General features: G+C 55.1%; 24 protein-coding genes and 1 pseudogene. 13 read left to right on the top strand and 12 right to left on the bottom strand.

Translation table 11 applies throughout. The features are described from left to right. Positions 1 to 211 precede the first annotated feature (211 nt). On the top strand, positions 212 to 1,129 hold the full coding sequence (locus AC2FGE_RS20370; RefSeq protein ID WP_496821144.1) for a DMT family transporter: 918 nt from the start codon (positions 212 to 214) through the stop codon (positions 1,127 to 1,129). A gap of 204 nt (positions 1,130 to 1,333) precedes the next feature. On the opposite strand, the gene AC2FGE_RS20375 is transcribed toward AC2FGE_RS20370, so the two are convergent. After that, positions 1,334 to 2,851: an ABC-F family ATP-binding cassette domain-containing protein gene (locus AC2FGE_RS20375; protein ID WP_496821145.1), complete on the bottom strand. Its 1,518-nt coding sequence runs from the start codon at positions 2,849 to 2,851 to the stop codon at positions 1,334 to 1,336. Positions 2,852 to 3,083: 232 nt separating this feature from the next. Next, on the bottom strand, positions 3,084 to 3,845 hold the full coding sequence (locus tag AC2FGE_RS20380) for a MerR family transcriptional regulator (RefSeq protein WP_496821146.1): 762 nt from the start codon (positions 3,843 to 3,845) through the stop codon (positions 3,084 to 3,086). A gap of 298 nt (positions 3,846 to 4,143) precedes the next feature. Here AC2FGE_RS20380 and AC2FGE_RS20385 point away from each other — a divergent pair, with 298 nt between their 5' ends. Both AC2FGE_RS20385 and AC2FGE_RS20390 read left to right on the top strand, forming a co-directional pair. After that, positions 4,144 to 5,334 (top strand): ABC transporter substrate-binding protein, encoded by a 1,191-nt coding sequence (locus AC2FGE_RS20385; protein WP_496821147.1) that lies wholly within the window; start codon positions 4,144 to 4,146, stop codon positions 5,332 to 5,334. A gap of 79 nt (positions 5,335 to 5,413) precedes the next feature. Beyond that, positions 5,414 to 5,977, top strand: a complete 564-nt coding sequence (locus AC2FGE_RS20390) for a GNAT family N-acetyltransferase (RefSeq protein WP_496821148.1) — start codon at positions 5,414 to 5,416, stop codon at positions 5,975 to 5,977. A gap of 147 nt (positions 5,978 to 6,124) precedes the next feature. On the opposite strand, the gene AC2FGE_RS20395 is transcribed toward AC2FGE_RS20390, so the two are convergent. The 5 genes from AC2FGE_RS20395 to AC2FGE_RS20415 all read right to left on the bottom strand — a co-directional run bounded on the left by AC2FGE_RS20395 (position 6,125) and on the right by AC2FGE_RS20415 (position 10,662). Next, on the bottom strand, positions 6,125 to 7,576 hold the full coding sequence (locus AC2FGE_RS20395) for a cytochrome-c peroxidase (protein WP_496821149.1): 1,452 nt from the start codon (positions 7,574 to 7,576) through the stop codon (positions 6,125 to 6,127). A gap of 74 nt (positions 7,577 to 7,650) precedes the next feature. Then, the gene (locus AC2FGE_RS20400; RefSeq protein WP_496821150.1) at positions 7,651 to 7,968 is read right to left on the bottom strand and encodes a hypothetical protein; all 318 of its coding nucleotides are present in this window, start codon (positions 7,966 to 7,968) and stop codon (positions 7,651 to 7,653) included. Positions 7,969 to 7,995: 27 nt separating this feature from the next. Further along, entirely contained in the window at positions 7,996 to 8,604 is a 609-nt protein-coding gene (locus AC2FGE_RS20405; protein ID WP_496821151.1) for a GNAT family N-acetyltransferase, read from the bottom strand. Positions 8,605 to 8,672: 68 nt separating this feature from the next. After that, positions 8,673 to 9,350, bottom strand: a complete 678-nt coding sequence (locus AC2FGE_RS20410; protein WP_496821152.1) for a hypothetical protein — start codon at positions 9,348 to 9,350, stop codon at positions 8,673 to 8,675. Positions 9,351 to 9,672: 322 nt separating this feature from the next. Continuing rightward, positions 9,673 to 10,662, bottom strand: a complete 990-nt coding sequence (locus AC2FGE_RS20415; RefSeq protein ID WP_496821153.1) for a homocysteine S-methyltransferase family protein — start codon at positions 10,660 to 10,662, stop codon at positions 9,673 to 9,675. 149 nt (positions 10,663 to 10,811) lie between these two features. Here AC2FGE_RS20415 and AC2FGE_RS20420 point away from each other — a divergent pair, with 149 nt between their 5' ends. After that, positions 10,812 to 12,398, top strand: a complete 1,587-nt coding sequence (locus tag AC2FGE_RS20420) for a winged helix-turn-helix domain-containing tetratricopeptide repeat protein (protein WP_496821154.1) — start codon at positions 10,812 to 10,814, stop codon at positions 12,396 to 12,398. Here AC2FGE_RS20420 and AC2FGE_RS20425 read toward each other — a convergent pair. The 3 genes from AC2FGE_RS20425 to AC2FGE_RS20435 all read right to left on the bottom strand — a co-directional run bounded on the left by AC2FGE_RS20425 (position 12,340) and on the right by AC2FGE_RS20435 (position 15,242). Further along, entirely contained in the window at positions 12,340 to 12,987 is a 648-nt protein-coding gene (locus AC2FGE_RS20425; RefSeq protein ID WP_496821155.1) for a hypothetical protein, read from the bottom strand. The two genes, AC2FGE_RS20420 and AC2FGE_RS20425, sit on opposite strands and share 59 nt — an antisense overlap. A gap of 411 nt (positions 12,988 to 13,398) precedes the next feature. Next, positions 13,399 to 14,382, bottom strand: a complete 984-nt coding sequence (locus AC2FGE_RS20430; protein WP_496821156.1) for an ornithine cyclodeaminase family protein — start codon at positions 14,380 to 14,382, stop codon at positions 13,399 to 13,401. Then, positions 14,379 to 15,242: a PhzF family phenazine biosynthesis protein gene (locus AC2FGE_RS20435; protein WP_496821158.1), complete on the bottom strand. Its 864-nt coding sequence runs from the start codon at positions 15,240 to 15,242 to the stop codon at positions 14,379 to 14,381. The genes AC2FGE_RS20430 and AC2FGE_RS20435 overlap by 4 nt, the downstream gene beginning before the upstream one ends. Before the next feature lie 31 nt (positions 15,243 to 15,273). Here AC2FGE_RS20435 and AC2FGE_RS20440 point away from each other — a divergent pair, with 31 nt between their 5' ends. Continuing rightward, positions 15,274 to 15,621 carry an ArsR/SmtB family transcription factor gene (locus AC2FGE_RS20440; RefSeq protein ID WP_496821159.1) on the top strand — a complete coding sequence of 116 codons (348 nt, stop codon included), beginning with the start codon at positions 15,274 to 15,276 and terminating at the stop codon, positions 15,619 to 15,621. A gap of 192 nt (positions 15,622 to 15,813) precedes the next feature. After that, positions 15,814 to 16,023 (top strand): DUF6434 domain-containing protein, encoded by a 210-nt coding sequence (locus AC2FGE_RS20445; RefSeq protein ID WP_496821160.1) that lies wholly within the window; start codon positions 15,814 to 15,816, stop codon positions 16,021 to 16,023. On the opposite strand, the gene AC2FGE_RS20450 is transcribed toward AC2FGE_RS20445, so the two are convergent. Together AC2FGE_RS20450 and AC2FGE_RS20455 are read right to left on the bottom strand one after the other, a co-directional pair. Then, the gene (locus AC2FGE_RS20450; RefSeq protein WP_496821161.1) at positions 15,974 to 16,585 is read right to left on the bottom strand and encodes a GNAT family N-acetyltransferase; all 612 of its coding nucleotides are present in this window, start codon (positions 16,583 to 16,585) and stop codon (positions 15,974 to 15,976) included. The two genes, AC2FGE_RS20445 and AC2FGE_RS20450, sit on opposite strands and share 50 nt — an antisense overlap. A 580-nt stretch (positions 16,586 to 17,165) precedes the next feature. Beyond that, positions 17,166 to 17,618 (bottom strand): DUF2267 domain-containing protein, encoded by a 453-nt coding sequence (locus tag AC2FGE_RS20455; protein ID WP_496821171.1) that lies wholly within the window; start codon positions 17,616 to 17,618, stop codon positions 17,166 to 17,168. Positions 17,619 to 17,695: 77 nt separating this feature from the next. Between AC2FGE_RS20455 and AC2FGE_RS20460 the strand changes: the two genes are divergently transcribed. From AC2FGE_RS20460 to AC2FGE_RS20490, 7 genes and pseudogenes are all read left to right on the top strand, one after another. Continuing rightward, the gene (locus tag AC2FGE_RS20460) at positions 17,696 to 18,208 is read left to right on the top strand and encodes an RrF2 family transcriptional regulator (RefSeq protein ID WP_496821163.1); all 513 of its coding nucleotides are present in this window, start codon (positions 17,696 to 17,698) and stop codon (positions 18,206 to 18,208) included. Between the two features lie 212 nt (positions 18,209 to 18,420). After that, positions 18,421 to 19,041, top strand: coding sequence for an HD domain-containing protein (locus tag AC2FGE_RS20465; protein ID WP_496821164.1), 621 nt, complete (start codon positions 18,421 to 18,423; stop codon positions 19,039 to 19,041). Then, positions 19,028 to 19,552 (top strand): Rv1443c family protein, encoded by a 525-nt coding sequence (locus tag AC2FGE_RS20470; protein WP_496821165.1) that lies wholly within the window; start codon positions 19,028 to 19,030, stop codon positions 19,550 to 19,552. Before AC2FGE_RS20465 ends, AC2FGE_RS20470 begins: the two co-directional genes overlap by 14 nt. 18 nt (positions 19,553 to 19,570) lie before the next feature. Beyond that, entirely contained in the window at positions 19,571 to 20,026 is a 456-nt protein-coding gene (locus AC2FGE_RS20475; protein ID WP_496821167.1) for a carboxymuconolactone decarboxylase family protein, read from the top strand. Positions 20,027 to 20,080: 54 nt separating this feature from the next. Then, positions 20,081 to 20,491, top strand: coding sequence for a VOC family protein (locus AC2FGE_RS20480; protein WP_496821168.1), 411 nt, complete (start codon positions 20,081 to 20,083; stop codon positions 20,489 to 20,491). Positions 20,492 to 20,894: 403 nt separating this feature from the next. Next, the gene (locus tag AC2FGE_RS20485; RefSeq protein WP_496821170.1) at positions 20,895 to 21,269 is read left to right on the top strand and encodes a bleomycin resistance protein; all 375 of its coding nucleotides are present in this window, start codon (positions 20,895 to 20,897) and stop codon (positions 21,267 to 21,269) included. 40 nt (positions 21,270 to 21,309) lie between these two features. Further along, positions 21,310 to 21,411, top strand: a pseudogene (locus AC2FGE_RS20490) (homoserine O-succinyltransferase); the annotation flags it as partial. Between the last annotated feature and the right edge of the window lie 48 nt (positions 21,412 to 21,459).

Consider the following 21,459-nt stretch of genomic DNA (forward strand, 5'->3'; position numbering starts at 1 on the left):
CGGACACACGACTGCATCTGACAGACGCTCGTATCAGCTCAAAAAATGTCTTGCTATGCAGGAGCCATCCACACAGGCCATTCGTGAACCACGCAGCGATCTTGGTTTGGCGTGGCCGTGTGCAGCAACCTACGCCAATGTCGCTAATGAGTGATCAAAGCTCTGGCCAAGATACTAACCTTGACGAAGTAGCTTCCTTGATGAGCCCGACATGACATCCATTGCGCCAGCCTCCTCCAATGCGGATGCCCACAAGTACGGTGTGCTCTTCGTGTTTGCGGCGGGTGTGCTGTGGTCGACGGTCGGTCTTGGTATTCGCCTGATCGAAGATGCCGTCGTGTGGCAGATACTGCTCTACCGGTCGATCAGCCTGTCGCTCTTTCTCTACGTGCTAATCCGCGTGCGATCTGGCGAAAGCCCCTTTGTTCAAATCCGCCGCATCCGCGCCCCTGCCATCATTGCGGGGCTTTCCCTGGTCGCGGCCTATTCTGGCGGAATCTACGCGATCCAGAACACGTCGGTTGCAAATGCAATGCTCCTGTTTGCAACCGCACCGTTTATGGCTGCGGTGCTCGGATGGATCGTGTTGCGAGAACCCGTCCGCACCGCGACTTGGGTCGCGATCGCCGTCGCAATCGGCGGGATCGGGATCATGGTCGCCGACAAGTCCGGAAGCGTCGCTCTGAAAGGCAGCCTCGCCGCGCTTGGGTCGGCATTCGGTTTTGCTGTCTTCACCGTGGCGCTGCGTTGGGGGCGCACAGGGGAGATGCTGCCGGCGGTCTTCCTGTCAGGCCTTTTCGCAATCCTCATCACTTCAGCCATATGCTTGGGCCTCGGCCTCTCCTTCGTGTTGAGCCCCAGTGATGGCGGGATTGCGATGGGCATGGGCGTGTTCCAGGTCGGGGCAGGTCTGATCCTCTACACATTGGGATCGCGCAGCCTACCCGCCGCAGAACTCGCCCTGCTGTCCTTAGCCGAAGTCCTGCTCGGCCCACTCTGGGTCTGGCTGTTTCTGGGGGAAACCGCGACCGAAAATACCCTGATTGGCGGCGCAGTTCTGCTCGCGGCGATTGCGGGCAATGCGCTGTCAGGAAAGCGAAGAAAGCCACCGCCCATCACCGCACCGTAGAATAGGAGCCAACGGCCCATAGCCGACATCCGACGCAGTCTCTCAATGCTGCGGTCGCAGCGCGCTTTGCCGACCTTCGCTGCAATAGCAAAAACTGATGCGGGTCGAACTTTCACAACGCGGGGCAAAGTGAGCATTAGCTAAAAAAACACGAAAATCCGTTACGATGCCGACCGCCCTGCACAACATGTTGGACCAAAATGATCATTTTGACCCCATCTCTCTTGCCAAGAACGGCTCAGGGCTGTCGGTTTCTTCCAGACCTTTATCTGTGATCAGCCAATACCGATTGCCAACATTTCGCAAAAAGCTGCGGTCGTGACTAACAAGTAAACATGAAACGCCGTGTGTAATCAGTTCATCCTCGAGAGTCTCCTGACCTTCAATATCAAGATGGTTTGTCGGCTCATCAAGCAAGTAGAAATTCGGATTTTTGAGACGCAGTATCAGCATGGCCAAGCGTGCCTTTTGTCCCCCAGACAGCGCGCCGATTTTGGTGTCTTGCATCTGTATGTTCACACCCGCGCCCGCCAAAACGCCACGCGCGCGTTGATCACCAATGTCAAACTGACGCGTAACAGCGACCATCGGTGTGTCGCTTTCCGAAAGCTGGCTCAGATGCTGGTCTGAATAGGCTGACACAACCGATGGGGCACATTTTACCGCCCCACTATTCCCTGAAAGTGCACTGTGTACCATCTTGACCAATCGGGTTTTGCCGGTGCCATTGGCTCCCAAAAGCACGATGCGGTCTCCTGGCAAAATCCATTTCCGTCCGGTCTTGAACAACAAGCGACCGTCAGGCGTCTCAACCCGTGCGTCATCCAATGTGATCAGCGCCTTGGCATGAGTTCCGCTGTTGCCCAGTCTGATATCACCGGCGCTGCGTTCGTGGTGGGCAGGTTTGGCAGTCGCTTCAATCTGCGCCGCGCGATCATTTAGCTGTTTGGTCTTGGTCACCAGAAGATCAGACCCGGAATTGATGCCGATGTTCTTCAGCTTTGCCGCCTGCTTGCGTAGCTGCTGCGCTTTGTTCAAGTCGTTGACAAACCGCCGTTGGTCAGCAGCATCCGCTTCGTCTAGCGCCGTCCGTGCTGCCGAATATGGGAGTGAAAAAACACGTGACTTTTTCGCGCGCAAAAACATCGTTTTGTTGGTTATCGCATCAAGAAATGCTCGATCATGGGACGTCACTACAACGGGCACTTCACGAGGCAGGGCAGACAACCAGTTCTGGAGCAAGCCTATACGATGCAAATCCAAGTGATTGGTTGGTTCATCCAGCAATAGGATATCTGGCTCCTGAATCCAGGCAGCAGCCAACAATGCAGTCCTTTGCCATCCGCCGCTCAATTCGTTGAGCAGACGATGCTGCAACTCATAGGGAACATTCAGTTCACCAAGCACGACATCCACGCGCCAGCTTTCGTATTCTGCCTGCTCAGTGGGAAGGGCACCCAGCACCCACTCATAGAGCGTTTTAGCATAGGCGTGTGCCGGCACGTATTGGGTCACATATCCCGCTCGCAAACCGCGCGTCCGGACAATACTCCCGTGTGTCGGTTCGGATTGACCGGCCATGCATTCCAACAGTGTTGTCTTGCCGCGCCCATTTGCGGCAACCAATCCAATACGATCACCCTTGGAAATTGTCAGGTTCAGTTCATCGAAAAGGAGGTCGCCACGGATTACGCTTAAAGCGTTGATGTTCATCACAGTCATCGGAGTCTCTGCTCATAGAAAGAGGTGCCGCGGTGCGGCTTTGGGCAGACCGATAGAAAGGTTGATTCTTGGGCCCGCCCTGTAAACGCATTTACAGGGCGAAACGTGGGCCATGCTGAAGTCGGCGGATGATACGCATGTTCAGCTTGTGCCCTCCCGTTGTGAAAGTTTCCAACGCGCTCATTTTACGGCACGGCGGGGCGTAAGACAAGAACGTTGGAGCTTGCAGACGTTATGCCCGGTTGGCCCAGTACACCATCGCGGCCCGAAGCCATTGACTAAAGCCCTCCGACAAAGCTTCGAAACGTGCGACGAAATCAGGGTGCGCCATGCAGATGTCTGACAGCTGGGCGTATGCCTTGTCGTTGCATGGGCGTCCCCACATATCTGCAACCCAGGCCTGATGCGCGGACAGATCGGCTTGGTCCGAAGGCTTGCCGCCTTCGTAGTCCGATACCAAAGCCGCTTCGATCGCGCGTAGACGTTTGGCACCGTCTTGTGCGAACTCGGGTCCAGCCTGTTCAGCATGTGCGCGCGCCTGCGTGATTTGCTGAACCATCTCCGCGCCATAGGTTTGGGTCAGCCAGTCTTCGTAATCCGCCTGTTTGATGGCAGAAAACGGCTTGTATAGGTCTTCGATCATCATGGGAGCATCTCCTGTCAAATGCAAAATGGTCCGGTCGAGCGTTGCAATCATGGCCGCGTGATCCGCGAGGCGCCGCCTTAGGTTCGCGCGGTGCTTCGTAAGGCGATCCAATTTATCCCCATGCTCCAACACTTTGGCGATGTCCTGTAATGCCATACCGGTTGCACGGTAGAACAGGATCTCTTGCAATCGCATTGCTTCAGGTTGCCGATAAATCCGATAGCCATTTGCAGCCACGTGGCACGGCTTCAAAAGCCCGATGGCGTCATAGTGGTGCAACATGCGCACACTCACACCCGCCACTTTGGCCAACTCGCCAACCGTATATTCCTCGTTTCGGGTTTCCATGATGCTCCTATGGCGCCTCACGCAACGTGAGGGTCAATACCCAAAGATCCATCGATCACATTAGGACCACAGGCGTCAGTCTTTCTTCGAGATTGGTATTCGGATCGAGCCTGAGCGTCCTCAGAATTTTCTCAGATTCTGCTCAAGCTTTGCCGCTTTTCTCGTTCTAGCGATGCCCGGGTGGAATGAGGATTTTCGAAGCGTTGAGGCAAGTGTTTCGCGTCTGAACTCCTCGCAATCTGCAACATCAAACGGGAAGACAATTACACTTCCCCATTCCGTATAATGGAGAAATTAAATGCGATCGAAACTACTTACCAGTGTTGCGCTCATTGCGATATCTGGAATGGTCACTGCACAGGAACAACCTATAAGGATTGGCGTACTTATGGGCTTTACCGGACCCATCGAAAGCATGGCCTCAGACATGGGGTCTTCTGCTGAATTGGCGCTTCGGGAGATCTCTGACTCCGGCCTGTTCCTTGGCGGGCGCGACATCGAGGTTGTCTTTGGTGACAGCACTTGCACAGATGCGGCGGCAGCCACGTCGGCGGCCGAGCGCCTTGTCACAGGCGATAAGGTCGCCGCGATTGTTGGCGCGGCATGCTCGGGTGCAACGGGTGCGGTCGCCACAAACGTTGCGATCCCGAATGGCGTTGCAATAATCTCACCATCCGCCACATCGCCAGCCTTGTCCGAACTTGATGACAAAGGCTTGTTCTTTCGGACGGCACCATCGGACGCCCGGCAGGGCGAAGTGCTTGCGGAAATCCTGATTGAACGCGGAGTTACCTCGATCGCGGCGACATACACAAACAACGACTATGGTGCGGGTTTGTTGGAGTCGTTTGAGGAGGCGTTTTCGGCTTGCGGCGGCGAGATTGTATTGGCGGCGTCTCACGAAGATGGCCGGGCTGACTATTCTGCTGAAGTCGCAACACTGGCGGCGAGCGGTGCCGAGCACCTGCTAGTGATTGGCTATGCAGATCAGGGCGGGCGACAAATTGTCCGTGCGGCGCTGGACACCGGCGCGTTCGACAGTTTTGTGTTTGCTGACGGTATGTATAGCACAGCTCTCTTGGAGGCCCTTGGTCCCGACCTTGAACGGGTCATTGGCTCAGTGCCGGGTGGGCAAGATGATCGGTCTGCTGCATTCGACCAGATGGCGTTGGAAGCAGGGATTGCTGGTACAGGTCCCTATCGTGCGGAGTCCTACGATGCTGCTGCCGTGTTGGCCCTTGCCGTGCATGCTTCGGGATCGACTGATGGGCAAGCGATATCAGACGCCATGATGTCGATCGCAAACGGACCTGGTGAACCGATCGCCGCCGGAGAGTTGGAGCGGGCGTTGCAGATTCTTTCGGCGGGTGGCGAGATCGACTATGTTGGCGCGACAGATGTCGAGTTCTCCGCAACTGGTGAGGCATCTGGCAGCTACCGGGAGTTTTCCGTTCGCGATGGAGCGTTTGTAACACAACGAGTTTGGTAACGCACCGGGCCCGCTGCCATTGGCGACGGGCCCGATAGTAACAAACAAATTTTTGATCTCTTCTTTTTTGGAGAAACCGATGGATTACTTAACTTCGCTGCAAATACGTGTTGCGACTGAACGGGACTTTGATGCAGTGTCTCAATTGGCAGCTATTTCGGCACGGCAAACATCTCCGGAAGTGTACACGCCCGCGCAAATGGCTGGATTGGCTGAGTTTGCGGTGATTGACCAAACCCTAATTTTAGATGGTACGTACTTTGTCATCGAATTGGACGGGGTTATCCGCGCGAGCAGGGGATGGAGCCGATGGTCTGGGTTAACTCATCGTGACAGTGTTGGGTCCACCAACGGAGCCCCGCTGAATCCAGCCGCTGACTCGGCTCGCATCAGACATCTTTATACGCATCCTGAATTTGGTGGGCGCGGACTTGGCCGCGCTTTGCTAGCAACAGCTGAGGCCGCTGCGCGGCTTGCCGGTTTTTATCGTGGTGAAATGATCGCAACGCCCGCTGGGCAACGTCTTTATGCCTCGGTAGGTTGGCGCACTATCGACCAGGTCGAGCTCCATACCCAAAACGGCGCGGTAGTTCCTGCCGTCCGAATGACAAAGTCTTTTCGATCAAGCCAGCGCGCAGCATGACGAAGGCAGACGCATTGGGCTTTATGTGATCCACCCTGTCGCGCAGGAAGCTGGCGTGGCAAACTTGGACCAATGACTTCTAAGAGCGGAACCAAAAGCAGAGCGGCACCGACGAATGGGATGTGCCGCTCAGAATCTCGAAGCGCTTTAATGAAGAATTGCTTGATTTTGAGCCTGAGGTTGCGGTTGCAACCCGGAAGGTAGATCGCTGGGGATCATTTCACTCCGGTTGAGGGCAGATGGATCGGTCAGGCAATTAAGAAACGCGACGAGCTGGCTGATTTCCTCGTCCTTCAAGACAACAGGATTCAATGAGTTTGCCGCGACAATGCGTTCGCGCAAAGCGGGTAAACTCATCACCCATACGTCCCGCATATCGAAAGCCTCACGACGTGTATCCTCCAAAGGTCTGAATTCAAGCGCCGAACCACGTGAGACAAGGCGTTGCACATGATCAAGTTCTGGCAAAGACACATCCATGGGATCGAAGTCGGTGAAGCTTGCCTTGGGATCAAGATGGTGCCGTACCATGTCTTCAAGCGAAGCGAAGGCGCCGCTATGCCCCCACGGGCCTGTCAAAGCCACGTTGCGCAGGGACGGCGTTCGAAAAGCAAATAGATCTGCGGGATCATCGGTCACCCGGTATCGGCCCTCATCTTCAGCCCGCCCCGACAATCCGGTCTCTTGCAGATAAGACATATCCCCTCCATGCCCTTTGCCCGGCCCGATTTGCGGGACAGCGATGGCATGGAACTGATGATCGGTCAGCAACGGGCCGCTATGGCAGTTTGCGCACCCGGCAGCGCCGTAGAAAAGTCTAAGACCAGCTTGCGCATCCGGCGTTAGCAGCGACAAATTCTCGGTTCGCAAAACCGCATCGAAGGGGCTTTCATCAGATCGAAACGCAGTCGTTTGGAACGCCGCCAGTGCTTCTGCGATATGAGAATAATCAACATCCTCGGGATCCATGATCTCGGGAAATGCAGCGCGGATCATCTCTAGATACTCAGCAATACTCGCAACCCTCTGCGCCAGGTTTTCCCAGATCTGTCGCCTATCTTCGTGATGGGCGGCGTCGGCGATCAGGTTCTCGCCGTACTGCCCGGCCATTTCAATCGGGGAGGTCACGGGGAAGAATGCCTGTGCCGCCAAGGGGGCGGATAGGTCCTTGGGTAAATCTGACCCTGCGGGATTACGGATGGTGCCTGTGGGATCGGCTGGGTTCAACGCTTCGACACGCCCGTCGTGAAACAGCGACATATAGCTGCGCGCGCCTATGTTCCAAAGCGGCTGCGCGTTGCGGGGCACCCGCCCAGTGACCGGGTCAACGGTCACGCGCTCCGGTCCTGCTCCTGAGCCACCTTCTCCGATGCCAAGTGCCAAGCCGTCGCCTGATCCAAACGCGGGATCATGGCAAGTACCACATGATATGTTGCGATTGCCCGAAAGGATCGGATCAAAGAAAAGGTTGCGCCCGAGCTCCACCAGGGATGGCTCGGGCGCACCGTCGTAAAGAAAGTCCTGGTCCGTCAACGGCAACGGAAGGGAAATAGCGTTCTGCGTTTCGTCGCTGGATGCTGCAGCAAGAACTGAGGTCAACAGGCCGCCAGCGAGCGCGGCAAATACAAAGAGGGATTGAGGTCGATTGATCACTTTTGATACCTTACAAAAATTCAACGCGGTTGGGAAAAGAGCCAGATGCTGACGATGGCCAGCCCCAATCCAGCCAATTGCGGCAACCCAAGGCGCTCGCCAAAAAGAAGCACGCCAAGTACAGAAAGTGCGATGACCTGACTCATGCTGGACATCACTGCACCTTGCCCAAGCCCGTGCACCAGCAGTCGAATATAGGCCATATTGCCAAGCCCAAGTACGACAATGGCGATCAGCAGGACAAAACCGACACCCGTGTCAGCAAACCGTTTGAGCAGTACGCTGCCCAATGTGAAGCTGGCTCCAGCCGCAGAAAGAACGAGCCAATAGGACGTCATTATTTTTTCTTTCGGAACGCTGTTGCTTCAGGCAACATGGACTGTGAGGGATTTCATCAACAGAAGTACATCGCCTGTGTAGTAGGGCGGACTTGGATGCAGACGCACGGGGTCACTTGCCACGCAATCGTACCCTAGTCGTTCATAAAGCCGCACTGCTCCGGTGTTCTGCGCATAGACCTGAATGCTCATCTTTTCAAAGCCATTGAAGCGTGCCTGATCCTCGGCCGCCGCCAGCAGCCGCGAGCCAAGGCCTTGGTTCCGCCCTTCTGCGAATACGGCCAATGCATTGATAAACCACGTTCCCACGGACAGCTTTTCCAGCGCAACAAAGGGTGCTATCGGCGCAGGCAGATCATCGGGATCATCCGTTGGGGCTTCGGTGATCGAATAGCTCAGCACCATGCCGATTGGATATCCATGCGGCTCTGCGACCAACGCATTCTTGTAAGAAAACCCACCGGTTCTGCGCTTGGCGCGTTCAATGCCGATCTCAAGTGGTGTTTGCCCTTCGACACAAGCGCGGGTCCATAACCAGTTCGGAATTCCTTCGCCCGCAAGGTTGATCAGCTTGGCGAGACTTTCCGCGTCCGTTGGATCGGCCTGACGAATGGCGGGTGCATTTTGCACGTTCATGTCATTGTCCTTTGATAATGAGAATGCGAGGCCGGGTCTCTTGATGTCCCGACCTCACAGGGTTTGTGTCATGTGGATGGCATCGATCGCTCTTCGAAGATCGGCCCAACCGGCACACCCGAATCCCATTCCAGATGGTCATCTTCGTTCACGGGCATTTCCTTGTAGTCACCGCCATGAAGCGCCGCGTCTTGCGCGTGTGATGCGTCCGTTGTTGGTTTTTCGAAAGCGTAGGTTGCGCTCAGCCCCCAGAAGTCGGTAAACCCGAGCGTCGTTTGGACCAGCCCACCATCGATTTCAGCGTATTCGCCTGTTGCCCCGGTCACTGGACGCAAGTTGGGTTGACCGATATCTGCAATCTCGGTGCCTTGAGTTACGATCGTCGCGCCATCGTCGAAGGCAAAGGTCTGGCGGCTGATGATCCATACGCCTGTGGTGGCATTGCCACCTTCGCCGACGAAGTAACCGTCACAGGTCCAGGTGCCAAGAACAAGATCCGGGAAAGCTGGGCTGCCGTCCTCGAGAACGCCTACCGTCCCATCGGCAAGCGTGCCTTCGGGATAGATGTAACCTTGGCTGACAAAGGCATTGCCATGAGCGGGCATTCCGTTTTCATGGACCGGCTGGGCCGCCATGAAAATGCGTGTATGGTCCTCGGCCACGTCAAAGGCCGACAACATCTCGGCATTTGCAAATCCGGGGACAAGGGCAATCGCGGTGGCGATCAGAAGGTTGGTCGGTTTCATTTTAGTCTCCTTGAAAATAGCGGTTGAGGTTGGAAATGGGCGCACGTAACGCCTGTGGCACCGACCGGTTTCTGCACCGGTCGGTCGTTCTTGATTCACGCGAGATTTTCAGAGCCGCGGAAATTCTAGGTTGAGCATTTCCCGCCGACCTTGCGGCGGCAACCCGATGTCAGACCGCAGGTGATCATCCAGATAGTCGACCAAGGATCCCATCTGACGTTCACGCCAACGCGCACGTAGCGCTAGGCGGATTTGGACAAAGGCCGACGATAATCGCCCGCGCCGACGCGGGGAGAACGCCCATAATGCGGTAGGTGAGATTTCAGTTGGCATGTCGCATTCCTTCAAAATGATTTTGAATTGGGGTCGCCCGATCCGATGTGCCAAGCGCCTCGCAAATGGCTGCGATGTGACGATGGTCGGTGCCACAGCAGCCACCAACCACCGTCAGGTTGGGCAATAGAACATTGAGGCCCGCATAGAGCGCGCCGAGTTCAACAGGGTCTCCATCATCAAGCGTATCGGCGGCGTCGAGTTCTTCATGGCTCAGGCGCGAAGCGTTCGCCCGGATTCCTCTGATGCGCGTCGTCCAAGCCCCATGAAGGACATGCGCGAAGTGATCCGGATGCGCGCAATTGATCATGTAGTAGGACGGTGCTGCGTCCGTGGCTGCATCAACTTTGGCGATGGCATCCCTGAGCGTCTCACCGGAGGGAAGATTGCCATCGGTCTCCACCGTAAAGGCGATTGCAAGTGGTATGGCCTTAGCCTTGGCCGCACGGGCGATGCCGATGGCCTCTTCGGAATAGGTCATGGTTATGGCAGACACCATGTCCGCCCCAAACTCGTCGAACCAGCCGATCTGAACGCTGTGGTAGGCTTCCGCCTGATCCTCGGTCAGCAGGCGTGCCGGCGCGTATCCATCATCTTGCGGGCCGATCACGCCGTTTATGACGAATGGGCTCGTTTCAGGTTCCTCTAGCCGGTCCCTCAGGGCCCTGAGCGAACAAACGGCTTCACGATGCACTGCGCGAAGTTTGTCATGCGATACACCAAGTTCAGCCGCCCATCGGGCGCTCGCACGCCAGGTTGGCGTGTCCATTAAAAACCCACGCTGCTCGGCAAGGGCGATCCGTGCGTGACGTTCCATGTAAGCGTCCATGGTGGCCACACCTTTATCGGTGTCGAGCGCAGTAAAGGCGGCGAACAACGGCAAATCGATGCCTTCGTGAAAGATCAGGGTCGTCTCAAGTCCGCCATCAGTGATCATCTGTGTGCCGTTCAATTGCGGCAAAGCATTGCGGTATTTCATGGTCTACTCTCCAAAACGCATCGTTGAATCGCGACAAGGTGTTGAGAGTGGACCTACGCTGCATTGACGCGCAGAGCTTGAGAGAAGTCTGAGAATTTCCTGAGATCGTGCTTTTCATCGGAACAAAGTTCGAGGATTCTGGTCCGGCCATGAGAATCAAAATCGCCGATACCGAGATCGACTTTGATCAGATGACGACTCTCAGAGGTGGTCGCACCTTGGCGCTCACCCGTCAAACTCTTGGCATATTGCGTGCGCTGCACGCGGCAGACGGAGAGGTCGTCAGCAAGGACGAGTTGATTGAGCAAGTCTGGAACGGGCGTATCATCACGGATGCAACACTCTCGACCGCGATCAAGGAGGCGCGGCGTGCTGTCGGGGATTCAGGCAATGCTCAAAGAGTGATCAAGACCGTGCATGGAGTTGGGTTTCGACTGTCCGAAGTGGCCAAACCCGTCGCCTGTGGCGCGAATGCGCAATCGCAGTTGCCCTGCATGATCGTCTTGCCATTTCGCAGCCTCAGTGCGCAAGAAGACGATCAACAAATCGCCGATGGGTTCAGCGAAGAAATCACTTCAAACCTGACACGGTTCCGTAATCTGCGCGTGTTGTCGCAACTCACCGGGCTGCACATTCATGACAGCCGGATGGATCACGCAAGTATTGCTGAACACTACGGCGTCGACTTTATCCTGGAAGGCAGCCTACGCCGATCTTCTGAGCGCCTGAGGGTGACCATTCAAGTCAGCGACGCCAATTCGGGTGAGATTGCCCTAACCGAGCAATTCGACCGAACGGCTCAACCGCAGGACATCTTTGAATTGCAGAACGAAATTGGACTGTTGACAGCTGGCCGGGTCGGATCCCAGCACGGTGATCTCGGCCACCGCATCCGGCGGCGCGCGGTCACCGGGCAATCGCAAACCTGGGACGTTTATGCGGCAGTTGCGAAGTTCTATGAGTTCTACAAAACCTACGATCCGCAGCTACACAAGGGACTTCGCGACACCTTGCCGGGGCTGCTTCAAATCGATCAAGGCTCGTCCGACGGTTGGGCCGCCTATGCGCATGTTCTGCTGGAAGAACGACGGTATCACCTGAACGAGCGTTCTGGTATCGACGCCCCGCATCTGGCCTTGGCAGCGGCACAGCGGGGGGTCGCTTGCGATCCCCATAGCGGGTTCGCTCGCATGATTCTGGCACTTTGCCAGTTCCACACACACGATCTTCCGGGCTTTCGCGCGTCCGCAGACATGGCTCTGAAACTCAATCCGGGACATGCCGATATCCTCGCCGAAATCGGGCATTGCCATGCCTTCTTGGGTGACTTTGACCGGGCCATTCCTCTGCTTGATCAAGCGATAGACCTGAGCCCTATTCACCCCGGTTGGTATCACTATGCCCATGCTTGGCGATTTGCCCTTGGCGATTATTGGCAAGCCGCACTTCTGGAGATCGAAAAGGTCCCGATGGACGGATTCCCCTGGTACCATGCTCACCTCGCATGGTTTCACGCGGAACTTGGCAATCTGAGAGAGGCAGAGGCCGCACGCGACGCACTGCTGGAAATACTGCCGGACTTCGAAGATCAAATTCCCGATGAAATGGTCTTCAATCATTTCACAGGGCCACTGGTCGACAAGGCTTTTGAAGGATGGCGCAAGGCAGGGCTCGTGGTCAGTCTCCCCGTCGAAAAGGCCATCGCGTCAAAGCAACAAACCCCGCAACAAGGATAGTCGCGGCAAGCAGACTATATCCTCCGAGCGAAACGATCAATGCCCCTGCGGCGCCACCGAAGGCGAAGCCCAACAGGTAGATTGCCATCGCCTCGGTCGCCCGCGTACCTGCCAGACCAAGATAGAGCGGAAAGAATATAAACAACGCAAAACCGTTTGCCAGGATCGTGAGCCCCAGAGCGAGCATGTCGGATGTCACGTAGCTTGCAGCGCCGGAAATCGCCGCCACCAACAAGGACACGTCGCGCAGAAGTCTTGTCCTAACCGGCGAGATCATTCCAGCGACCCACGATCCAACGGCGCTCGCCACCAAACTCCCCAAGAGCCAGTAAGACATCGCTTCAGCCGAACCGATGGTCTGGCCAAAAAGCTCCAGAAACGTCCAGTATGCACCCATCATCACAAAGAACGGGATCATTCGAAGCGTTGCCCTGGAAAGAACCAAAGCGGACCGAAGCGACTGGCGCGAAGTGGAGCCTTTCCATCGCGGTACAAAGAGAATGACCGCGAGAACCGTCAAAATCGAAAATGGGCCAACCTGGAGCAACGGCGCGACAAGGTAGACGCAAAGGGACAAAACAAGCCCCATGGTCAGGGCGACACTCAACATACGCACTCGTCCTGGGTCCTGGGACACACAGCTGAGTGCACCCCGGCTGAGAGTGCCTAAGGCCAGTCCCAGAGCACCACATGCTGCTGTTGCTGCGAATACCTCAAGAATTGGTCCGGCCGAGAGGATCACCAGCGCAAGAAATGCCAAAACTGCGGCCGACCGCTCGTTCAGAAATGGTATCAGGCCAGCACAAGTACTGGCAGCCGAGAGCAAGAGCAAACTTGCATGGAGTCCTGAGACGGTGTCGGAGAGTCCATGGGCTCGGGCCAGAGCACCAACCCAAATTGGGACCGTATTTAACAGAACCGCCCCAAACACGATCACCAGCAACTCGGGGCGTATAATGGTTTTCCGCATGGGTTTCCCCCAATCTGCGCGCCAGTGGCCTTATACTGCAGTAGGTCTATTGGAAACTGAATTATTGCAGGCTGAAGCACTTTGTAATTTGTCCCAAAACGTATTGACAGCGGTTAAGTCCTGAACTCCCAAACCTGACAAGCATGCTATCGTTGCTTTGCCATAGTTTTTCGAAGCGACGCCGGTGAGCGAACCAATCTCAGTCAGATGTTTTCTGTCGATCAAACGCTCGGCGATTGCGCGGCTCGGAGCGCCGTACCTGACTGCAGACTCGATCGCGTCAACAAAAACACAAGCGTTCTCGAGAATTGCTGGATCGACTTCGCATTTTGTTGTGTCATCCGAGCCAACCGACGTGATGTGATGTCCGGGTTTTATCCAGTCCTTTCGGATCACCGGTTCCTTTGCGCCGGTTGCCGTCACGATCACCTCTGATTCAGCAACAGCCGACGCTAGATTGTCGGTCGCGCGAATGTCAACTTGTGGAAACTTGGATTGTAGTTTCTGAGCTATGTCCCGAACCTTGCAATCTGATCTTCCCCAAATCTTCAACTGCCGGACTGGGCGTACCATCATCAGCGCTTCGGCTTGTAGGCGTGCTTGAACTCCGGTTCCGACAATTAGCGCCGAGAACGCGCCTTTTCGTACGAATAGTTTCGCAACCAAGGCCCCGGCCGCAGCGGTTCGGTAATCCGAGATCAGATGATTGTCCTGCAGTATCGCAAGCGGTCTGCACGTTTCACTGTCAAAAACGGCGATCAGACCGCTTGACGCCGGTTGACCTTGGTCCGCCAGCAGTTGCGACCAACCTGCCATCTTTACTGTGAAGATCGGGCAGCCAGGAATCGTTGCGGACTTTACGTGGATATCCGCCAGATCATTGGGATGGAGAACATAAACTGGCGCTTGCGCTGTTCTGTCGGATATAGCGCGAAAAGCGGTCTCTGCTGATTGGATCAGGGGCTCGATGTTCAGGTATGGTCGGATGTCATTGGGGCCATAGAAAGGGATCACGGTGCTATCACCCTGCCGCTTCCGACGAAGGCGACTTCTCCGGCGACGGTGACCCGCTCGATCTTCTTTGATGTGCCATACGGAGTAACGATGATCTCGCTAGGACGGCCAATGAAATGTCCTTGTTTCAATGCAAAGCTTTGGTTAGCCGGCACGAGGCCGTGCTTCATCGCATAGGCGCCCACAACACCCGCAGCACTTCCCGTTGCAACATCCTCCATGATCCCGTCATTGTTCCAATGCCTGCCCTCGAATGTTCTGATGTCAAAGAGATATGCGAAATCCGCACCGACCTCGCGCAGTTTTTCTCCCAAGTTTGTTTCTGTGACGCGTGCCCTTTCCAGACCGCGCTCAACAGGGACGACAAGGTACTTCAATCCTGTGGAAATGACCTCCATTGGAAGATCGGACAGCTTGTCCAGGTTGAAAGCGCGTGCAAATTGCGGTTTCGCATCGACAGCTCCCAGCATCTCGGGGCATCCCTGATCCAACGTAGCAAAGTAGCGGCCATCGCGGCACTCTGAGGCCACGCTCACACTTCGTCCACCTTTCATCTCGAACTTCCAATCGCGTTTGGCATCCGAACCGGATTGTTTATGCAATGCACAAGCCGCACCAATTATCGGATGACCGGCAAATGGAAGTTCCTCGAACAGGTCGAAAACACGGGCCGATATCTGAACATTTTTTTCACTCAGAAATATCGTCTCGAAGTGACGAATCTCTTGGGTGATGGTCAACATTTGTTGGCCGCTCAGCCCTTCGCTATTGATAAACACAGCAAGACTGTTGCCTGAGTAGGGCCTCGTCGCAAAGACATCGCAATGGATGTAGTTGCAGTTGCTTGGTGCTGACGACATAATCAACCTACATAGCGGAGAAACTATATTGATGTCTGACTATTTAGATTCTTCCTACGAGTCAACAGCGCGAGGCCTCAGCGCTCTGGCCCATGAGAACCGTCTTCGTATCATTCACTGGCTGGCCGAGCCCGAACGTCATTTCCCGCCGCAAGTAGATGGTGATCTCATCGATGACGGAGTGTGCGTTGGTTTCATCACCGAAAAAATTGGGCTGAAGCAGCCAACAGTGACCAACCACATGAAAGTTCTGCAAGAAGCTGGAATCGTGGAGAGCAAGAAGATCAAGAATTGGGTCTTTTACAAACTGCGCAAAGCGAGAGTAAATCGTGTTCTCTGCGAAGTCTCCGCATTGGTCCAAGCCGGGGAGTCATCCTAGAAGTTCGCTATCGTCAGTGACAGAAGCGGTTGAAATTAATCACATCCTGCGACGTGAAGAAGATCAGCGACGAGCCCACAACACTCCAGCGGTTGAGTACAATTGGGTCTATCTAGGCGCATAGTTTCGCAGGAATTTGCTGGCAGTGTTAGATAGGGTATGCTGTTTTCGAAACGGTCGCTGAGGTGATTGATGGCAGGCTTTGATTGGCACAATGGTCCAATCAATCGAAAAACGATTGTGACTGAGAACTACAAGTCAACACAGAAAGTTAGGCGGTTTCTGAGGTCGCAGTGCGGCGATAGATTTAAGTTTGACCGAGCTTTCATGAATTGGGTTAAGAACGGTCAACCTAAGACGATGGGCGATGTCGCCGATGAGTGGTTGCGCCGCAATTTTTAATACAACGTCTGAAATCGACGGGATCTGAGCACAATGAACGCATTGGTCTTAAGTTCACTGGAGTGATATTGTCTCTAGTTGCATCATTGAGATGTTTTTCCATCGGGAAGTTGGTCAATGTTACACCAACCCTCTCGACCTGCTGCTCGCAAATGACCGTCCAACCACTCTGTAAAAAAAGTCCTCGAACTAGATAGCTGGCTTGGGAATGAAGACGCGCCATTTCTGCGCTACGTGCCAAACCTTCGATCTGAGCGTAAAGACACCCGCCAATGCCCTTCCTTTGGTATTTTGGTGACACGAAGGCAAGGTCTATGTAGCCATCACTATCTAAAGTCATAAATCCAACCGGCTCACCGCCGTTGCGCGCTACAAGGGTTGTCTGAGAGGCAAGCCGATACACCCATTTTGGTCCTGAAGGTGCCTTCGGCATCCAAGCTTGTCGTTGCTTTAGGCTATAAAAACCTGCCGCCCCCTCATGCACCGCATCATAAAATATCGCACCGAGGCTATCCGCTTCTGCTGCCTCAAAACCTCCAATTTCAATTGACAAGTCCTGCATATGGGTAACCTTGGTAATTATCCTGTTGTGCGATCGGGTTTCAGGATCGCCGAAGCGGAATTTCCCTCAGGTCACAGCATAGATCAATATTCCTTTCCGCCATGCGGCGGCGCTACAAGAATCCCTGCCTCGCCTATTGAGCCTACGTTGAGAACGGCCCATTCCCGACCTTCGACACGTGGTCACGATGCTGCGGTAGCAGCCCGCTTACCGGCCATTCGCTGCAATAGCAAAATCTCGAGGTCCACGAATGGGAAAGTCGCGGACTTTCCCGACATTGCTGTTTGGCCATGTTGCTGACGCAGCATTTGCTCGTAGTTGCGGCGACGTGCGTTTTGTAGTGCGGTGGGTTTCGCCAGAGCAGCCATTGAAATCCGCTTTCAAGCATCAAACTCTAACCGTCCTTTCGCTGTAAATAGGTCACGCTAGCGGGACGCAAACAAAAAACGACCTTGGATTCTTCACCGTTGCCGACGCAGCATCCGTTCGCGATAGAAACCCGCATTGAAGCGGTCTTCAGCGGGCAACAGTTTGTTCAATGCGTTTTTCATCGCGGTTTCTTGTCTTTCTCAATTGGGATTCAGATTATTCGTTGATTGAGTTCTGCCGGATCGGAAACCTCGACTGCCCAGTAAGCCCGGGCATCTGAAGACAGACTTTTGAGAACACGATCGAGGTCCCGTTGGTCCATTGAACGGCGCAGCGCCCAAGCCGTGGCCTCAATCGCATTGTCCGGAGTCAGATTGTGGTCGCGTCGCACCTGCTTTGCTTCATCGGTCATCTCGTCGCGACTTGAGAACGCAAGGGGCGCAACTGTCACATCCCAGTCCTTGATGAAGATTGCCCTCAGGACGCAGGGGAGCACGCTTGCGAAATCAAGCCCTTCCTGTGCCGCGAGGCGTCTTCTGAAGACCTGAAACACGGCATCGACTGCCGTGTATGCGCTGTTGTCCGAGGCCAGCCCCATGCGGTCTTTCACGTCATCCAGAAAAGCCCGGAATTCTTTCGACGCATGGCGGTATGTCCAAGGCATTGGCAATTCTGAAGTTCCCCAGTTGACGAGCAATTCAATTCATGGATATTTTGTATCCACGAATCACGGAGGTCAAGATGAAACTCAGCGAAGGGGTAGAGCAGGCGATCCATTCGGTTGCGATGCTGGCATCACTTGAGGCTAACCAGGTTCTCTCGGCAGCGGCGCTCGCCGAGTTCCACGGCGTCTCACCGAGTTATCTGCTCAAGCACCTGCAAGCTCTGTCCCGGTCCGGCATACTGGGGACCGTTCCTGGTCCGAAGGGTGGTTATCACCTGGCACAGACGCCGAAAGACATTTCGCTGTTGGATGTCGTCCTCGCCGTGGAAGGCCCTGAGCCGGCATTCCGGTGCAAGGAAATCCGGCGCAATGGTCCAAACCCGGTGCCCGAAGGTTTCTTCAAAGCACCATGTCAGATCAACGCTGCAATGCTGCGTGCCGAGCGGTCCTATCGCGCCGAGCTCAGGAAGGTAACGATCGCGCACCTGCTGGCTGAAGTCCGCGAGGACGACGACGGAACGCTTGCCGCGCGCAGCTGCGCTTTTCTGGACGCCAATATCCGCATCACAAACCAGAGCCGCCAACACTAGCAGCGTTTCGGAATAGTGCGACCACTCACGAGGGAAAACGATACAGTATGTCAAAGGTCGGAACATTGGCGTGGGCAACAAGAACCAACGGCATCCTGTCGCGTGGCGAATATCTGGGCCTGCACAAGCAACTCATCACTCTGCAGCTCAAGGAACTGCGCGCCTGGTTCTCGTCCAAGGGTTTTGGCCGATCCGGGCCTCTCGACTTTGATGTGGATGCCCTTGTCATTCCGGATTCAAACATTGCTCGCCAGGCTGATGAACTGGTCAGGGATTTGTCCAGCGCGCCTTTGCATAGTCACTGCGTCAGAACCTATGTGTGGGGCTATCTGCTGGGAAAACAGGCGGGCCTCAACTTCGACCCGGAGCTCTTCTATCTCGCGAGCATCCTGCATGACCTTGGCCTGGTCGAGCCGCATATCCAGAGATCAAGCTGTGCCTGTTTCGCCGTAACAGGGGCACAAAAGGCCGGAGAATTTCTTCTGTCCGCTGATTGGGACCGAGCCAAGATTGCGAAGGTGTTCGAGGCGATCAGCTTGCATTTGAACCTTGATGTTCGGGCAAAAGCTCACTTTGCGGAGGCCCAGATGCTTGCCAACGGGGCTCACCTTGACGTCGTTGGATCGCACTATCGCCGCCTGTCCGGTCGAACGATAGATGCCGTAATTCGGCGTTTTCCGCGGGATGGCTTTGTTGCCGACATCAAGGGTCAGATCGAAACCCCGCACCACCCGATGACACGGGCCATGATGCTGAATGGCATAGGCTTTTCCAAGCTCGCCAGCGGCAATCCCCTCAACAAACATCAGGTTGAGTGCCATGGGCATCTGTAGACCAATCCGGGCTCTTCAGACGCCACGAACGAGGGCGGTTCACCTTGCTCATGACTACGCCTTTCCGGCGGGTTTGGTTTGGGATGTAGTGACCGATTTCGATCACCTCCAGACCGTCACAGAGGGCGTTCTGGCCTTTCGCAACCTGCCATCTGGGCAACTCTTTCAGGGGCAGCACATCAACGTAGACGTGTCTCTCTTTGGCTGGATGCCTTATCAGCCCTACGAAATGACCGTTTTGGCGCTTGACGACGAGCATATGCGCTTTCTGTCCAGCGAAGTCGGTGCAGGCGTCAAATCCTGGAACCACTCCTTACAGGTAATCCCGCAGAAAAACGGTTGTCGAGTTTCGGAACAAATCGAAATCGATGCCGGCCTCGCAACACCACTTTTCGCGGCCTGGGCAAGGTATCTCTACCGCTGTCGCCATAAGCCACGTCTCCAGATTCTGGCCGATCTCTATCGGCGTGAAGAGGCGCAAGAAGACAAAACGAAATTCCGTACTCACTAGAAAGAAAAGGAACGTACAATGGAACCACGTATCGACTATATGAAGGTCTCACCCGACTCCTTCCAGGCCGTCTGGGGCCTTGAGCAATTCGTGTCGCAGAAGGCCGGTATCGAGCCGCATCTGTTGCACCTCGTCAAAATCCGCGCGTCACAGATCAACGGCTGTGCCTTCTGTATCGACATGCATGTCAAGGAAGCCCGCAAGGATGGCATGGGGGATCAGTGGCTTTCGCTCATCCCGGCATGGAAAGAGTCGCCGGTTTACAATGAGAAAGAACGCGCGGTTCTTGCCTGGACGGAATCTCTGACGAACGTTGCGCAAACTGGCGCGCCCGACGGCGATTTCTCGGCTTTGGCGCCGCACTTCTCCGAAGAGGAAATCACCAAGCTCACTGTCGCGATCGGGACCATCAATATCTGGAACCGCATGGCTCTGGGCTTCCGCTCCCAGCACGAGGTCGATCCAACCAACTGATACACCACTCACGGAACAAATGCTCCGCCTCCGGGCGGGGCATCGCAGCTAGTGATGAAACAGCCTCGCTGCCAGACAGCAATACACATGGGACCGCCCAAGATGACGCATGAGCACAAGACAATCAACTATATCGAGTTCCCTCTTGAGGACGCGGAAGCGACAAAGACGTTCTATTCGTCGGTCTTCGGCTGGGAATTTCAGGAGTGGGGACCAAACTATCTGAGCTTCAGTGGAGCTGGTGTCGACGGTGGCTTCAATGGCGAAGACAAAACTCCTGTTCAGAAGCCGGGTGTCTTGGTCGTTCTCTTTTCTGAAGACCTTGAAGCGACACTGGCTGACGTCAAATCGGCCGGAGCAACCATCGTTCGCGATATCTACTCTTTCCCCGGCGGGCGACGGTTTCTCTTTAGCGATCCCAACGGCAACGAATTGGCTGTCTGGGCCTCAAATGACCAACACTAGCCGGAGAACGCCAATGCAAAACACCGGTCTCGAACTCCTTGGCTTTTACCAGACCGTAGGACGGCCTTCCGCTGCCTTATACAGTCTGGTGCCAACAGCTTCACTTGCTATTTGGGACACGTGTGATGCGATTTCGCGATCTTGTTGAACGCCAAATTCTCAAAGCTAAGGCCGAGGGAAAACTGCATGGGCTGGCTGGAGAGGGTAGGCCACTTCCTGATCGTCCGCCGGAAGATGCGACTGCGGTGGGCAGCCGGATAACAAGCCTTGGGGCCTTCGCCAGTTTACAGTTCACGACCTGTTCGAGAACCAATTCCACTTTTTCCACGACCTCTAGTCTGGTCATGCATCCCGCCGACCCGAAACTTGAAGCCTACGCAAAGACAACAACAGGAGAGCCCGAATGCTAAAGAGCATATGCCCCATTTTTCCGAGTTCAGATTTCGACAGAACGTCGTCGTTCTATGGCAAGCTAGCCTTTCACGAAGTCGCGCGTTTTGAGGAAAACGGCTACATGATCCTCGCCCGGGATAGTGTGGAAATACACTTCTTCAGCACTCACGGACATGAAGCGACGGAACATTCAGATCACGGCTCCTTTATCCGTGTAGAGAATGCCAACGCTTTGTCTGCTGAGTTCGAACCGCTGAAACTGGCTGAAACCGGCATCCCTCGTTTTGCCAAAGCTGAGGAGAAGCCGTGGGGTGTATGTGAACTGGAGCTTGTCGACCCTGACAACAACCTCCTCCGGATGGGGCACATTACCCCAGAGACCTGATTTCCTTAATGTCGCCCTGGGACGCAAGCCGGAGACTACCATGCCCATGACACTTCCTCGCAGCCTGCCAGCCTATTCTGTGTTGTCGGAAGAGGGTGTCATGGTCATGGATCAATGCTCGGAAGATCTCCGTCCAGCACGGCCTTAGCAAACTTCACGGCGCTTCCAATCCCTTGGGCAATCACGATAC

It is taken from the genome of Ruegeria sp. YTSA075 (assembly GCF_059610245.1).